This is a genomic window from Aquirufa nivalisilvae (genome assembly GCF_004307455.1).
GTDB lineage: Bacteria > Bacteroidota > Bacteroidia > Cytophagales > Spirosomataceae > Aquirufa > Aquirufa nivalisilvae.
In genome coordinates, this window is sequence record NZ_SEWX01000008.1 from 360624 (window position 1) to 376719 (window position 16096).

At 38.4% G+C, this 16096-nt stretch carries 10 protein-coding genes; 3 read left to right on the top strand and 7 right to left on the bottom strand.

Features of this window, described 5'->3' with window-relative positions:
• Positions 1 to 12 precede the first annotated feature (12 nt).
• Positions 13 to 1845 (top strand): glycosyltransferase, encoded by a 1833-nt coding sequence (locus EWU22_RS12530; RefSeq protein WP_109323938.1) that lies wholly within the window; start codon positions 13 to 15, stop codon positions 1843 to 1845.
• Between the two features lie 61 nt (positions 1846 to 1906).
• Here the strand turns inward: EWU22_RS12530 and EWU22_RS12535 are convergent, their stop codons facing one another.
• The 3 genes from EWU22_RS12535 to xylA are packed head-to-tail and all read right to left on the bottom strand — an operon-like array spanning position 1907 to position 6601.
• Positions 1907 to 2566, bottom strand: a complete 660-nt coding sequence (locus tag EWU22_RS12535) for a DNA alkylation repair protein (protein ID WP_130925819.1) — start codon at positions 2564 to 2566, stop codon at positions 1907 to 1909.
• Positions 2563 to 5268, bottom strand: a complete 2706-nt coding sequence (locus EWU22_RS12540; protein WP_130925820.1) for a glycosyl hydrolase — start codon at positions 5266 to 5268, stop codon at positions 2563 to 2565. The genes EWU22_RS12535 and EWU22_RS12540 overlap by 4 nt, the downstream gene beginning before the upstream one ends.
• Before the next feature lie 4 nt (positions 5269 to 5272).
• The gene (gene xylA, locus EWU22_RS12545) at positions 5273 to 6601 is read right to left on the bottom strand and encodes a xylose isomerase (RefSeq protein ID WP_130925821.1); all 1329 of its coding nucleotides are present in this window, start codon (positions 6599 to 6601) and stop codon (positions 5273 to 5275) included.
• Between the two features lie 175 nt (positions 6602 to 6776).
• Between xylA and EWU22_RS12550 the strand changes: the two genes are divergently transcribed.
• A complete protein-coding gene (locus tag EWU22_RS12550) occupies positions 6777 to 9134 on the top strand; it encodes a M1 family metallopeptidase (protein ID WP_130925822.1) in 2358 nt (785 codons plus the stop codon).
• Positions 9135 to 9210: 76 nt separating this feature from the next.
• Here EWU22_RS12550 and EWU22_RS12555 read toward each other — a convergent pair whose 3' ends face one another.
• The 3 genes from EWU22_RS12555 to EWU22_RS12565 form a co-directional block, all read right to left on the bottom strand.
• Positions 9211 to 10041 carry a phytoene/squalene synthase family protein gene (locus EWU22_RS12555; RefSeq protein ID WP_130925823.1) on the bottom strand — a complete coding sequence of 277 codons (831 nt, stop codon included), beginning with the start codon at positions 10039 to 10041 and terminating at the stop codon, positions 9211 to 9213.
• A 1-nt stretch (position 10042) separates the two neighbouring features.
• Entirely contained in the window at positions 10043 to 11518 is a 1476-nt protein-coding gene (locus EWU22_RS12560; protein ID WP_231962900.1) for a phytoene desaturase family protein, read from the bottom strand.
• Positions 11519 to 11654: 136 nt separating this feature from the next.
• A complete protein-coding gene (locus EWU22_RS12565) occupies positions 11655 to 12158 on the bottom strand; it encodes an RNA polymerase sigma factor (protein WP_109323951.1) in 504 nt (167 codons plus the stop codon).
• 196 nt (positions 12159 to 12354) lie between these two features.
• Between EWU22_RS12565 and EWU22_RS12570 the strand changes: the two genes are divergently transcribed.
• Positions 12355 to 14688, top strand: a complete 2334-nt coding sequence (locus EWU22_RS12570) for a TonB-dependent receptor (RefSeq protein ID WP_130925825.1) — start codon at positions 12355 to 12357, stop codon at positions 14686 to 14688.
• On the opposite strand, the gene EWU22_RS12575 is transcribed toward EWU22_RS12570, so the two are convergent.
• Complete coding sequence (locus tag EWU22_RS12575; protein ID WP_130925826.1) at positions 14689 to 16095, bottom strand: murein hydrolase activator EnvC family protein; 1407 nt, start codon at positions 16093 to 16095, stop codon at positions 14689 to 14691.
• Between the last annotated feature and the right edge of the window lies 1 nt (position 16096).

Below are 16096 nucleotides of genomic sequence, written 5' to 3' on the forward strand. Positions count from 1 at the left end.
ATCATTTTCACTATGACGAACGAAGTTAAAACAAGAAAGCCCGTAGTTAAAAAGAAATTCTTAGTCGAAGTAGCTTGGGAAACATGTAATCAAGTTGGTGGAATTTATACAGTTATTCGCACCAAGGTCCCTTCCATGGTTGAAAAATGGGGAGATGATTATGCTTTATTAGGGCCTTATTTCCCCCAAACAGCTGCAGCTGAATTCGAAGCTTTACCTGTAGGAGAAGATACTCCCATGGAAAGAGCCATATTATGGATGAGAGAGCAAGGTTACCAAGTTCATTATGGCAATTGGCTCATTACCGGTAAGCCTAAAATCATCTTATTCGACATAGCTTCCATTTATGATCAAATCAATGCCATTAAAGGTCGAATTTGGGAGAACCATAAAATCTCTACCTTAGGCGTAGAAGAATTAGTGAATCAGACCATTGCATTAGGGGAATTAATCCGTCTATTCATTGGTAAATGGGCCCAGGAAAATCAAAATAAAAAAGACCTAATTGTTCATTTTCATGAATGGATGGCCTCCACTTGTTTACCCGATTTAAAGAAAGAAAAAGTAAAAATCTCGACTGTATTTACCACGCATGCTACCATGCTTGGGCGATATTTGGCAGGAAACGTTCCTAATTTCTATGATGTCATTGATACCTTTGACTGGTACAAAGAAGCTGTCAATTATGGTATTGAAGCGCAAGCTAGTTTTGAAAGACAAGCCGCCCAAAAGGCAGATGTGCTAACTACGGTCAGTGATATCACAGCTAAAGAATGTCAATATTTCCTAGGTCGAATACCAGAGCTCATCTTGCCAAATGGATTAAATATCCAACGCTTTGCGGCTTTGCATGAACACCAAAATTTGCACTCCAAATACAAACAGAATCTTTCTGAATTTGTCATGGGGCATTTTTTCCAAAGTCAAGCTTTTGACCTAGATCAAACCTTATACTTATTTACATCGGGGAGATTTGAATATAGCAATAAAGGTTACGATTTAACACTTGACGCCCTTGCCTTGTTAAATCAAAAAATGAAAGAAATTGGTTCCAAAAAAACAGTAGTGATGTTTTTTGTCACCAAACAGCCTTACCATTCCATTGATCCAGAAGTGTTACACTCCAGAGCTGTCTTGGATGAAATCAGAGAAAACTGCTCAGCCATTGAAAAAGAAGTAGGAGAAAAATTGTTTTTGGCAGCGGCATCTTCCAACAACTTACAACTTCCTGATTTAAATAATTTTGTGGATGAATACTGGCGACTTCGTCTAAGAAGAACGGTTCAAACTTGGAAGTCTACTTCTAGACCCAAAGTGGTGACTCACTTGTTGAAACAAGAAGATGATATCATCCGAAACCTACACCGTACTAATTTATTGAATAACCCTGAAGATAAAGTTAAGATTGTTTACCATCCCGATTTTATCGTTTCTACCAATCCTTTGTTTGGATTGGATTATAGTCAATTTGTTCGTGGATGCCATTTAGGAGTCTTCCCTAGTTATTATGAACCGTGGGGATATACTCCGTTAGAATGTATGGCTAGAGGAGTGCCTACCGTTACTTCGGATCTTTCTGGTTTCGGAGATTATATCATGCAAATCATGCGTGATTATGAACAGTGGGGTGTCAGCGTAGTCAATCGTAAATCTCAAACTTATCAAGAGTCGGTCGAGCAATTGGCTAATAATTTATTCAAATTTACGCAACAGTCTCAAAGAGAAAGAATTACGCAAAGAAACCGAGTTGAGAGTATTTCAGATACTTTTGATTGGTCCAACCTTCGTAGTTATTATGATACTGCTCACGAATTAGCCTTGATGAAAAAAAGGAATAAGGCTTAAGTCATGTTGGATTTTACTTTCAAAAGCCTTGTCGGACTTCAATAGCTCGACAAGGCTTTTTTTATAAGTGTTTGAGTGCTTCTCGCCTACTCAAAGGTGCCAATTCGTGAGATAAAACAAAATCCTTGACCCAAACACCATCCACGCGAGCATATTGCCTTAATGACCAGCCGATGGCTTTCTGGATAAAAAACTCTTTCTCCTTGGATAAGTCTTGAATTAAAACGGACAGCAATATCACATCAGTCTTCAGCTTGTAGGTCAATTGAAATAATAAGCAAACACGCTGCAACCAAAAATTACCAGAGGTCATCCACCGCTGAATCCAATAATCACGTTGATCGGGATGTTTCATCAAATATATTCCCATTACATGAGGACTCAAGACATCCACCACATCCCACCAAGACTGATCTCCTATCCAATCTTCTACCAATTGAGGAATGCGTTCATCCCAGTTCTTTTTCTCTAAAAGCAAATAATCCAAAGCGATGTATTGATATTCCCTTTCTTTCAGTCGAAATAGTTCATTGGCCACTAGAAACCAGTCCAAACCTTTTCCTTCATGTACATACCATTCTTTCAATATCTGATGCCTTTGCGGTTTCTTTATCCCCAAAAAGGGAAACTGATCCCGCATGTATTTCTTCATCCAATGAGCATTCTCCTCATGACGATGAGCTTGCAAAATTTGAACTAAATGTGCTACTGAGTCTATCATCGATTACTTAAATATAGTTTTCCCTGAAGTCCACTATCTGTAATAGGCCAATTAGAAGCATCAAAAGGATTATATCGAATATCCACAAAATTAATTTCATAAAAATTCTTCCATTTGCCCCCCTCTTTATCCAATTGGCGGATTCGATTGGCAGAAACGTTCGTTACTTCTAATTCGATGTGATTTTCTTCCTTCAATATTCCTGCAGGAATCTTTAATTGGAAGGGAATTGACCAAACAATACCTAAATCTTTGCCATTCAATTTTACTTTAACCCAGTCCCGCACTTGGTCAAAATGTAACACTTTAGCTGACTTCAGCTCTTCAGCATTTAACGCAAAATCAAATGTATACTTCGCTGATCCACTGAACTGATGAGTTGAGGTTTCCTTGGTCCAATAATTCAAGTCGTCCATTTGCTGCGAAGGAGGTAAAGTGGGTGCACCATGTACAAAATCCACTTGAATTTTACCCATTGGCTTAATTGCTACTTCACTCTTTTCTATTAATGCCGGAATTTCTCCCCCCTTAAATGTATTTGCAACTCGAATTATTCGGCTTTCACCTGGAGCTAATGCAAGTGGAAGTAACTTTGATTTCGGCAATTTAATTTTCTTTACTTCCTGGGTCAAAGGATTCAGTATTTCTATACTCGCACTAAATTTAGCCAATGAAATATTGCCTTCAGCAAACTGATTTGACAAATTGGTAACAAAATAAGCAAATCCATTTTCTGTTCTTTTCCTAATAAACGAAAGCCCTTGTTCAGCCATCGTCTCCTTGCTCACCGCATGACGAGTCAGCACATCTGCTGGATCAGATAACACCCTTAAAAGAAAACTTTCTCTAGCCTTATTCCAACGCTCCTTTTGTTCATCCGTATAATTCCAAGTACTTGCCACCGAAGGAATATGTTCCAAAAAATAAACAGGCATTCCCTGTTTCACCCAATTAGCCAGAAGCTCCATGGTTTCTAAAGACAGGTGTGTACTTGGCGGAATCAGCAACATTTTATAGGTATTGCCAGAAGGAGCTTTCCACTTTTTAGGAGCAACCACTTGCAAGGTGGTTAACAGATAATCTGACACGTAATCCACTTGAAAGCCTCGATTTTGTAAAGCATTGGACCATTTCCCAAAAGGAGTCTGAATCATCCAATCTCGACTATTGGCATGTAAATCAAGTGCATGTGTTTTACCTGGTGTATTTCTTTGATGCCAAATATCTTCCATGGGAAAATACAACAACAAGTCAGAATCTGTAGGATACTTCTGCAACATGCTTTGACATGTTTCGATGTATTTATTCAATTCTGGCAACGCACCCCAGAAATGACTTTGAGGATTAAAATTGGTACTGGCATAAAACAACCACCCTGGCCAAGCCACTTCAGGTGGAGAATAAGTCGCTCCATGATAAAATACGTGGTTCACCCCTCCTACAAAAACTTCGTCGATGATGGGTTTTACTTGGGCTAAAGAAACCTTAAAGTGATTTCCCAACCATGTAGCAGTTTCACAAGAAACCAGCTTTTTACCCATGATATCAGCTGCTGATGAGGCTAATTTGATATTTCTCAAATCGGGTATACCAAATCGAACACTATCATAATCTGGATCTATTCGATACCCAGGAATGGTGTAAGGCTTACTTCCAAAAAATTCAGTTTCTGGAATATCCACCGAGGCATATAAATCCATCAAATTACCAGGAGAACCATGTGCCTGATCTCGACTTAAAAACCCTTGGCTTTTAATCCATTTGGACCATGGTTTGGTAAATTGATTGAGTAACATATCAGCCAAAGTCCTGTGATAATCTGCCCACACTTGATTTTGAAATTCCCCCTCTGCTTTAGCCTCGGCCAATGCAGGTAAATAATGACGAAGATCGTATCCATTTATCCGTTTAAATTCATCAAATAGTCGAGGACTAAAATTGGCTCCATAAACTTCATATGAATCCGTATAGATAGCTCTTAATGGAGCATGAGATTTTTTTAATACTGCGGCAAAAGGTAGTTTATATGCATCCCAAGCTTCTTGGGAAAAATGATCCATCACCCATCCCTCTCCACCAGGTGCTGCACGTTTGACTTTTTGTTGGGTTAATGTCTGATAAAACAAATAAATAACGGTATTCGGTGTTTTTGCTCTCCAATTTGCCAATTTCCCTTGCTGAAAAATAGGCCATAAATCTTCTTGAAAATGGTTGCCCTGATACGATGTAATCGATATTAATTGGGAGTTGGGAGATTTGTCTAAAGTTGACGAGATAGGAGCTAATTTTTCTCCTTCGGCCAAAGTCATCTGTTGAATTTTGTATGACTTCGCCGCTTCGCTTACTCCAATTTGCGGACCACCATAAGGCCATCCAGTACCTAAGGTTAAATCAATTCCCAGATGTAACCTTTTGGCTTCCTTCAAGACAAAGGCCAATTTAGCATTCCACTCAGGGCTCAAATAATTTAAAAATTGTTTTTCATAACCCTTGGCTCCATAAATAGGAATGATATGCAAACCTCCAAAACCTGCTTTGGAAAAGGCTTCTAAATTATGAGTAATCCCTTTCTCTGAAACAGCACTTCCTGGCCACCACCAATAAGCCCAGGGTTTGGCACTTGAAAAAAGAGCAGGGTCTTTCGGCCCTGCTGCTTGTACATTGCTGTAAATCAACAGCAATAGAAAGAGTATTTTTTTCATTATGTTAGACAAATCTGCCCAATAAATTTTCTAAATATTCTTGTTTACCTGATATCAATGCTGGCTCACCAATTTCAGTGGCAATTTGATATAAGTCTTCTAATTTCAATTTGCCTTGCTCGAATTCAGCACCTTTACCTGAATCAAAACTAGCATAACGCGCTGCTTTCAATCGATCCATTTCTCCATGGGTCAGAATCTTATCAGCAATCAATAAAGCACGAGCAATGGTATCCATGCCACCTACGTGAGCATAGAATAAATCAGCTGCATCCGTCGAATTTCTACGACGTTTTGCATCAAAGTTAATTCCTCCACCAGCTAATCCACCTTGACGTAAAACAATAGCCATGGCTTCAGCCCATTCATAAATATCCGTCGGGAACTGATCTGTATCCCAACCATTTTGATAGTCGCCACGATTTGCATCCAAAGAAGCTAACATACCATTATCTGAAGCCACTTGGCATTCATGGGCAAAAGTGTGACCCGCTAAAGTAGCGTGGTTAACTTCTAGATTTAGGCCAAATTCTGACAATAAACCAAACTCTCTCAAGAATCCAATTACGGTTGCAGAATCATAATCGTATTGATGCTTTGTTGGCTCACATGGTTTTGGCTCAATAAAGAATTTACCAGTAAATCCATTTCTACGCGCATATTCTACACAGGTATGTAACATACGAGCAAAATGCTCACGCTCACGCTTCATGTCCGTATTTAATAATGACATATATCCTTCTCTACCTCCCCAGAAAACATAACCACGACCACCTAATTTGATGGTAGCATCAATGGCTGATTTCAATTGTGCTCCAGCATGTGCCACTACTTCAAAATTGGGATTAGTAGATGCCCCATTCATGTAGCGTTCATTAGAAAACAAATTGGCTGTTCCCCAAAGTAATTGCACGCCACTTTCTGCTTGCTTCTTAGCAAAGATATCAGAGATAAATTCAACTCGACTAGTGAATTCTTTAGGATCAGTAGATTGATCAATAGCATCCACATCATGGAAACAATAAAATGGAGCTCCCATTTTAGTAATAAATTCAAAAGCGGCATCAGCCTTATCAGCAGCACGTTGACGTGGATCAGATGCTACATCCCATGGATAATGATGTGTCCCAGGTCCAAACGGATCAGAACCGTCTCCACAGAATGAGTGCCAATAAGCAATAGCAAAACGAAGGTGCTCCTTCATGGTTTTACCCGCTACTATTCTATTTTCATCATAGTAACGAAATGCTAAAGGATTGTCCGAATCTGCTCCTTCAAATTTAATTTTTTCGATGCCTTTGAAATATTCTTTTTGGCCTATAATCACACTCATGGTTCAACAGTTTAATTTATATCTATAAGCTTCAAAACTACAAAATCTACCCAAGACTAAAATAGCTATCTGTCTTTTTTTTTAGTCTATCCTGCCTAATAATAAACGAAGGCTTTCGAATAGATGAATAAAGAGTAAAATCTTTTTTCTATTTTTGAAAAAAAAGAGCTCATCAATGACAAAAAAACTATTTTTCTTCCTCCTACTTGGACTTTTTGCTAGTCCCATTTTGGGTCAATCTCCCTCTGGAACTTACAATGCCAACAATCGATTCGAACAATTAGAATCTATTCTACCTACGCCAAATAGTTATCGTACTGCCAGTGGTTCACCTGGTAAAGATTATTGGCAACAACGTGCAGATTACGATATCAAAGTAGAATTAGACGATATCAATAGAAAAATCACAGGTTCTGAAACCATTACGTATTTCAATAATTCGCCAGATGAATTACCCTATTTATGGTTGCAATTAGACCAAAATCTATTTGAAAAAGGAGCTGCGGGAAGTACTACAAAAACAGGAGATATCAAAAATGGTATTTCAGCTTCTGCGTTTAAAGAGCTGACTGATCCTAAAAGTTATGGCTATAAAATTACTGCCGTAAAAGATATTAAGGGAAATGCGTTGCGCTATACAATTAATCAAACCATGATGCGTATCGACTTACCTACTCCGGTTAAATCGGGTGCTAGCGTAAGTTTTGCCATTGATTGGAATTACCTAATTACTGAATATTACGGTCGTTCAGGATATGAGTTTTTTGCCAAAGATGGTAATGCCAATTATTTCATCGCTCACTGGTTCCCTAGAATGGCCGTGTATAACGATGTTTACGGCTGGCAACACAAGCAGTTTTTAGGACAAGGTGAGTTTACATTAAACTTTGGAAACTATAAAGTAGCTATCACAGCACCTAATGATATGGTCGTAGGTGCAGGTGGAGAATTATTGAATCCTAACCAAGTGATGACAGCGACCCAATTAAAACGTTGGGATAAGGCCAAAACAGCCACTCGTCCGATTGAAATTGTCAATCAAGAAGAAGCTGAATCTGCTGAAAAAGGAAAACCAACGGGTAAGAAAACCTGGATTTACAAGGCAGACAATGTACGTGATTTTGCATTCACGGCTTCACGTAAATTCATTTGGGACGCTATGCAAGTGGATGTAGAAGGTAAAAAAGTTTGGGCGATGTCCTATTATTCTAAAGAGGGAAATCCGCTTTGGGGTAAATATTCTACGATGGTAGTGGCACATACTTTACGCTCGTATTCTAAAAGAACCGTTGCATATCCATATCCGGTAGCTATTTCATGTCATGCTACATTAGGCGGCGGTATGGAATACCCAATGATCTCCTTCAATGGCGGTCGTCCTGAAACCGATGGTACTTATTCAGAAAATGTAAAGAATGGTATGATTGGGGTTATTATTCACGAAGTTGGGCATAATTTCTTCCCAATGATCATCAATTCAGATGAGAGACAATGGTCATGGATGGATGAGGGTTTAAATACGTTCTGCCAATATTTAGCTGAACAGGAATGGGATCGTAATTTCCCAGCGAGAAGAGGAGAAGCACAAAGCATTGTTCCTTACATGCGTTTGGATTCCAAAAATCAGGTACCTGTCATGGCGAACTCTGAAAACATCATGGATTTTGGAAACAATGCCTACGCTAAACCTGCTGCGGCTTTGAACATATTGCGCGAAACCGTGATGGGTCGTGAATTGTTTGATTATGCCTTCAAAGAATATGCTCGTCGCTGGGCATTCAAACAACCTTATCCAGCTGATTTCTTCCGTACCTTAGAAGATGCTTCTGGAGTAGATTTAGATTGGTTCTGGAGAGGTTGGTTCTATGGAACCGAGCCAGTAAATCAGTCGATTGAAACGGTGGATTGGTATGGCATCGATAACCAAGATCCTATAGCCAAAAAAGCGAAAGACAAAGCAGATTTTACGGCTAAAAGAGAAACTATTTCGAATATCCGCAATAAAACAGATATCAAAGAAACGGTGGTGGAAAAAGAACCTGATATGAAGGACTTTTACAACAGTTATGACCGTTTTGCTACTTCGGATGCAGAAAAGAAAAAATACCAAGATTACTTAGCTTCATTATCCGATGATGAGCGCAAATTGGTAGCTGAAGGAAAGAATTTCTACGTCGTTAATTTCAAAAATAAAGGAGGATTACCGATGCCAGTTATCGTAAAATTAACCTTTGAAGATGGAACGGAAGAAGTTCTTCGTTTCCCAGCAGAAATCTGGCGTTTGAATGATGTACAAGCGAAGAAAATCATCCCTACAAGTAAAAAGGTAGCGAAATGGACACTTGATCCTTACTATGAAATCGCTGATATTGATACAGATGATAATGCATTCCCACGTGAACCTGTTCAACCTACACGTGTTCAGCTGTTCAAAGCTCAGCCAAGAAGCTATGGTGCTGGTCAAGCTAACCCGATGCAAGAGGCACAAAATGCCAAAAAAGCAGCTGGAGCAGTTACAGGATCTAAAAACTAATTTTCCCTGTGGATCAATAAAAAATGTCAACCTCGAAAGGTTGACATTTTTGTTAATAAGCAATTCTCCTTGAGATTTAAACTAAGCCACATTTCATTTTAATAAATATCAACAACTTCTCTCGATCGGGAACACGAACGCGTTCAGCCTTGATTTGTTCAAGAGGTGCCCGTTTAATTCTTTCGAATAATTTGGTATAATATAAATAAGCTAAAAGCACCCCTTTTCTCGCTTCCAAAGGTAGTCGATTTATTCCCCTCAAACCCGCATCAAAATCCAATTGAATATCGGCCTCTATCTCTTTTTTATCTTTTTCCGTCATGTTCAAATAATCGATTCCTGGGAAATACACCCTTCCTCGCTCATCAAAATCAGACTTAATATCACGTAAAAAATTAATTTTTTGAAAGGCTGACCCTAATGCACATGCATCCGACTTCAAGGCATTGTATTGGGATTTATCTCCTTGACAAAAAACATGTAAACACATCAATCCCACCACTTCTGCTGAACCATATATATACCGTTTATAGCCTGCTTCATCATAGTGAGTTTCAAACAAATCAAGCTCCATGGAATACAAAAAGGCATCCACTAACTCTTGCTCCATTTCAAATTCATGATAAACACGTTGGAATGATTCCAAAATTGGATTTAAACTGATTTTTTCCTCTAAAGCCCAATAGGTATCCTGTTTAAATCTATCAAATAGAACCTTTTTATCGTGCTGATGAAACGTATCGACAATTTCATCCGCCAAACGAACAAATCCATAAATCGCATATATTGGATCATGAAACCGACTAGACAAGGTCTTAATTCCAGATGAAAAAGAAGTAGAATAGGCATTGGTCAGCAATTTGGAACATGCCAAAGAAACGCGCTGATATAAATCTATCTGGGTCATGCTATTTTCTTAGGGATTTATCTACTTCATTGGCAACCACCAATCCTGAAATTAAGGATGGGGGTACTCCTGGACCAGGTACAGTCAACTGGCCTGTATAATATAAATTATCTAGTTTTTTATTTTTCAAACTAGGCTTTAAAATAGCAGTTTGGAATAAAGTATTGGCTAATCCATAGGCATTCCCTTTAAATGCATGGTAATCCGACATAAAATCTTGATGGGCATAAGAGCGCTTATACACAATAAAATCCCGAATATTTTCGCCACAATAAGCTTCCAAGCGATCCATTAACTGATGAAAATACTTTTCTCTTTGAGCATCGGTATCTTCTAAATCAGGGGCCACAGGTATCAACAAAAAGACATTTTCACAGCCTTCTGGCGCGACAGATGGGTCTGTTACAGATGGTGCGCTGGCATAAAACAAGGGGTCTGAAGGCCAAGAAGGATCGGTATAAATTTCATGTGAATGAACTGAAAAATCTCGGTCAAAAAATAAGTTATGATGTTTTAGCTTAGGTAAACGCTTGGATATCCCTAAATAAAACAACAAAGAGGAAGGAGCCATGACACGTTTATCCCAATATTCCTCGGAATAATTTCTAAAGTCATCTCCTAATAATTGCTCAACCCAATGGTAATCCGCGCTAGCAACCACCATATCCGCCTCAATTAATCCTTTTGCAGTCTTGACTGCCCGCACATGTTTATTGACAATCTCAAAACCTGTCACCTCGGTGTTATAGGTAAACTTCACATGCTTTTCTTCGGCCAAAGCCACCATGCCATTCACAATTTGATGCATCCCTCCCATGGGATACCATGTTCCCATGGTTATTTCAGCAAAATTCATCAGGCTATACATAGCAGGTGTATTTTGCGAAATAGCTCCCAAAAATAGAATTGGGAATTCCATTAACTTTAACAGGGTACTTGACTTAAAAAACTTACGAATATGCTTGTAAAAAGAAGAAAAGACATCCATTCTTATGGCATCAATCAACAATTTTACGCTTAAAAACTCCGTAATTTTAACAGAAGGACGCCAAACAAAATCCTGAATACCTACGCGGTATTTATAAGCTGCTTGTTTTAAAAACTTATCCAATTGACTGGAAGCACCTTCCTCATAAGATTCAAACAGTGTTTTAATTCCCTCCAAATCTGCAGGAATATCAATGACTTCTGATTCTGATAATATGACGGAATAAGATGGATCTAAACGTTTCAGCTCATAATAATCGGAAGGTTTTTTACCAAATTTACCGAAATAGGTTTCAAAAACATCTGGCATCCAGTACCAGCTTGGCCCCATATCAAAAACAAATCCACCTTCTCTGAAAACGCGAGCTCTACCACCAGGTTCCGCATTTTTTTCCAACACATGAACATCATATCCCTTTTCGGCTAATGCAGTAGCTGCAGAAATTCCTGAAAATCCAGCACCTATAACAATCACCTTTTTCTTTTTCATTCTATCCATTGATTCGAACCTAAACAAATATAACCATCTTTTGAAAGAGCTTAGCAGACTAAAAGAAAAAGCCAGACAAAATCTGACTTTTTACTTGTTTCTTCTGTTAACCAAAAAACTAATCAATTCTGAAATTTTAAGCGTACATGTGTAATTTTTTCTTTAACTCTTTACGAGCAATGTGAATTCGGTTTTTCACAGTTCCAATGGGTAGATCCAATTCTTCCGAAATCTCGTGGTACTTAAATCCGCGAAAATACATCAAGAAAGGTAATCGATACATTTCGTCTGTTTGGTCTAAAGCTTTTTCCAAATCTTCTCGAACAAACTCGCTCAATGCTCCATTGAATTGTAAAGATTCTTGTGAGTTGATGAAGTGTAAATTATCAGTGGTGTCGATAAATGTATTTCTACGAACCATACGCTGATATTGCGTGATGAACGTGTTTTTCATGATGGTAAACAACCAAGCTTTTAAATTGGTCCCTTCTGCATACTTTTCACGATTGGAATATGCCTTCACCAAAGTATCCTGAACTAAATCATTGGCATCATCCATGTCTTTTGTTAAACGTAATGCAAAGGGTTTCAAAAACTTAGAAAAGCTTCCAACCTGATACGTAAATTCAAGAGCTGTCATAAACGTTGTGTTTGTTTTGTTTAACAAATTTATAAAAAGATTAAACAAAACAAATTATTATTTAAAAAAATTATCGTTGCAACACTCGAAGTGGTCGTCCGAAAAAGCTCAATCATCGGTTATCTGTTGATACAATTGGGCAAAAAAATAAATTGAGTGTATATTTAAATCCCCATCTGAAATAGATGGCATTCGCATGAAATTAAAATCCCAGATATTATTTTTCTTCCTGCTGCTACTTTTTCACGAATCTTATTCGCAGAAAAACTGCTTTTGTACCCTGCAAGGAAAAGTATCCTCGATGGAAAACCGCGAAAAAATCAAAGGTGCTTATGTCTATCTTAAAGGCACCAATTTTGCAGTGCAAACAGACTCTCTTGGCTTTTTCTCTCTCAAAAAAATATGCCCAGGCTCTTACACATTAGTATGTGAGATGAGCAGTTATGACCCCGTAGAAATCAAGGTTAACCTCAGCAATCAACACGAAGAAAACATCGCTCTGCACGTACATGATGAACATTTGCAAGAAGTTGTAGTCAGCGGCAAAAGAAATGAAACCAGCGCTCAGATGCGTGGTTCCCTGAGTGCCGAAGAAAGAAAAGAAAGAGATGGTTTGAACCTAGGTGAAATGTTAAAAGGTATTTCTGGAGTTCAGAGTTTACAAACAGGCAGTACCATTTCCAAACCTGTCATCCATGGCATGCACTCAAGTCGAGTAATCATTCTAAATCAAGGTGTACGCCAAGAGGGGCAAAACTGGGGAAGTGAACACGCTCCCGAAGTAGATCCATTCGTTAGCAAAAATATTCAAGTCATCAAAGGGCCGGCAGGATTGCGCTATGGGGGTGATGCTATCGGAGGTATTGTCATGCTAGAGCCGAATGCACTCCCAGACACCAATGGAATAAAAGGAGAACTACAAAGTATATACTTTACCAATGGACGCCAATGGGTAGGCTCTGGAAGTGTAGAAGGAGGATTTAAAGGGGGCAAAGGTTGGGGATGGCGAGTTCAAGGAACCTTAAAAAATGGTGGAAATATTCATTCAGCCAACTATTATTTAGCCAACACGGGAGTTCAAGAACAAAATTTTTCAACGCAAATTGGATACAAATCTCGTCAATTCGGGGCCGATTTATTCTACAGTAGATTCCATACAGTTATAGGTATATTTTTGGGCTCACATATTGGAAATGTAAATGATTTAGAAAGATCCATTGCCTTATCAAGGCCATTAGAACAATTCACCCCCAATGAATTTATTCGAGATATTGATCGCCCTAACCAGGATGTAAATCATGATATGTTGAAATTTAAGAGTTTTTATCAAGTTTCATCGCAGTATAACTTACGAATGACTTTAGCACACCAAACGGATGAACGTTTAGAATTGGATGTGTTGCGAGCTGGTAAAAACATCAACACCTTAAGTTTTCAATTAAGTACATGGAATGGCGAACTCTTATTAGACGGGGCTAACTCCAGTCAATTATGGAAAGGCCAATTTGGTTTAACTTTCTCCCTTCAAGATAATATCACGTCAGGAAATCGCGTAAATTCTCCCACGTTAGTAACGAGCTTATTGCCCAATTATGAGCAAAATAATGTCGGATTATTCGCCATTGAAAGAATGGTCAAAGAAAAATGGGAATTGGAATTAGGCCTTCGTTTGGACCAAAAACAAATCATCACGCACCGTCCCATTAAAAACTATTCCTTCATCATTGATCGAGACGAAAAAAGTTTCACTGGTGTATCAGGAAGTGCTGGCCTAAAATACCATTGGTTAGATAATCTAGAAAGTCACTTTATTCTAGCCAGAGCATTTAGGGCGCCTGGAGCCAATGAATTATTTTCTAATGGGGTACACCATGGTGCCGCTGCTTATGAAATTGGACAACCCAATTTGAAAGGAGAAACAGCCACCAACCTTAGTCTAAATACCCAATATAATGTAGACAAGTGGGATATTGAATTAGGTTTGTACAGCAATCATATACAAGATTTCATCTATTTACGTCCCATGGTCAATAATGGCCAAGCAGTTTATATTGTAACCCTCCGAGGTATTTTTCCAGGATTTACGTATGAGCAAATCAATGCTCGATTCAATGGATTGGATGGTCAAATATCCTACCATATCAATCCTAAAATTTCCTTACAGCAAAAAACAAGTATCGTTAGAGCATTCAATACGAAAAACATGGAATATATGGTCAATATTCCTGCCGACCGATTTGAATATTTAATCCGATACCAATTCAATCATAATAAACAATATGTGAGTGCTGGTGTTACTCAGGTTTCCCGCCAAAGTCGTGTTGAGCCAGGTTCTGACTATGCCGTTCCTCCGGCAGGATATCAATTAGTCCAACTAAATTGGGGCTATCAATTCAAAAATTTAGATGTAGGAATCAGGATTACCAACGCCTTGAATGAATCTTACCGAGACTACTTGAATAGATTTAGGTATTATACGGATGATCAAGGACGTAATATCCAATTGCGAGTAGCCTATAAATTCAGTTAATTACCTTCTTAACCATTGCTCTGGATTCTGGCGAATGGTGTTTTTCCAAACTTGAAAATTTATTTCAGCAGTACCATCATCATCTGATGCTACGCTTCCAATGCGTTGCCCAGTCCGAACTCGCTGTCCTGTTGATACAGAAACATTATCCAACTTACTGTATACAGTAAAGTAATCTCCATGCTGAATGGCAACTACCATATTAATACCTGGAATATTCACCACAGATTGAACAATACCTTCATATACCGAATGTACAGGAGAACCAGGTGCTGTTTGAATATCAATCCCATTGTTGTTAATCATCACACCTTTTAATATGGGATGCTTATGAACCCCAAAGTGATCTGAAATAAAACCTGAAGGAACAGGGAAAGGCATTCTACCTCGTAAAGCTCCAAATGAACTAGCCAATTTAGCCTCCTCCGCATTCATGTAATAAATATTCTTTTCCAATGGCTCTGCTTTAGCCTCTTCTACTTTCTCTGCCACCTTTGCTTTAGCTACCTCTTTTTTATCTTCAGCTGCTTCAATTCTTGTATCAGATTTTGCATCATCCTTACTTGATTTTTCACTAAACTTAGGCAATGTTCCATCGCCCTTTAAAGTAGGTAAGGCAGGTTTATTAACTTCTAATTTCCGAGCTTGTTGAGCTAAACGTAAACGTCGCTCTCTTTCCTGACTTTTTTGAATCTCTCTGGCCACAATTCCCGCAATCAAATTATCCAGTTTACGAATCGCCAGTTTTTTCCGCTCTAATTCGATGCGCAATTTCTTTTCTTGCTGAGTCAAGACCGTGACAACTTTGTCCTCTTTGGTTTTCAATACTTCCAGGTTCTTCTTCTCCTTTTCCTTCTCCACCAATACCTTTTTTTCTTCTGTTTTCTTAAAAATCACTTGCTGTTCTTTAGACATCAAATCCTGACGGGTTTGAAATATCTTATGAGCCTGAGCTTTTCGGTTATTGGTAAACTGCCTCAAATAGTCGAAACGACGAGTAAATTCTCCTAAATTAGAAGAGAGTAACAAAAAACTGAGCTTATTATAAACGGTTGAGGTCTTTTGAGCTTCAAATAACATTTGAGCATACATCCGTTTTAGCTTTTTCAATTTGGCAGCCAAGATGTCGCTTTCCTGACGGAGTTTATTGGCTTCTTGAGCAAGTAATTTTTGGTTTTCACTTAATATGCCAATTTGCTTTTTCTGAACCCCAATCTGCTCCTTCAATACATTTAATTTTCCCAAGGAAACCTTCTTCTTTTTAGATGTTCGGGAAATAATGCTGTTTAACTCTTTAATCTTAGCTAAATTTTCCTTCTTTTGACGCTCCAATTGCTCCCGCTTATCCACTTGTGCATCCAGGGAAAAAGCAAACAATAAACAGAATATAAAAACAATATATTTCAAG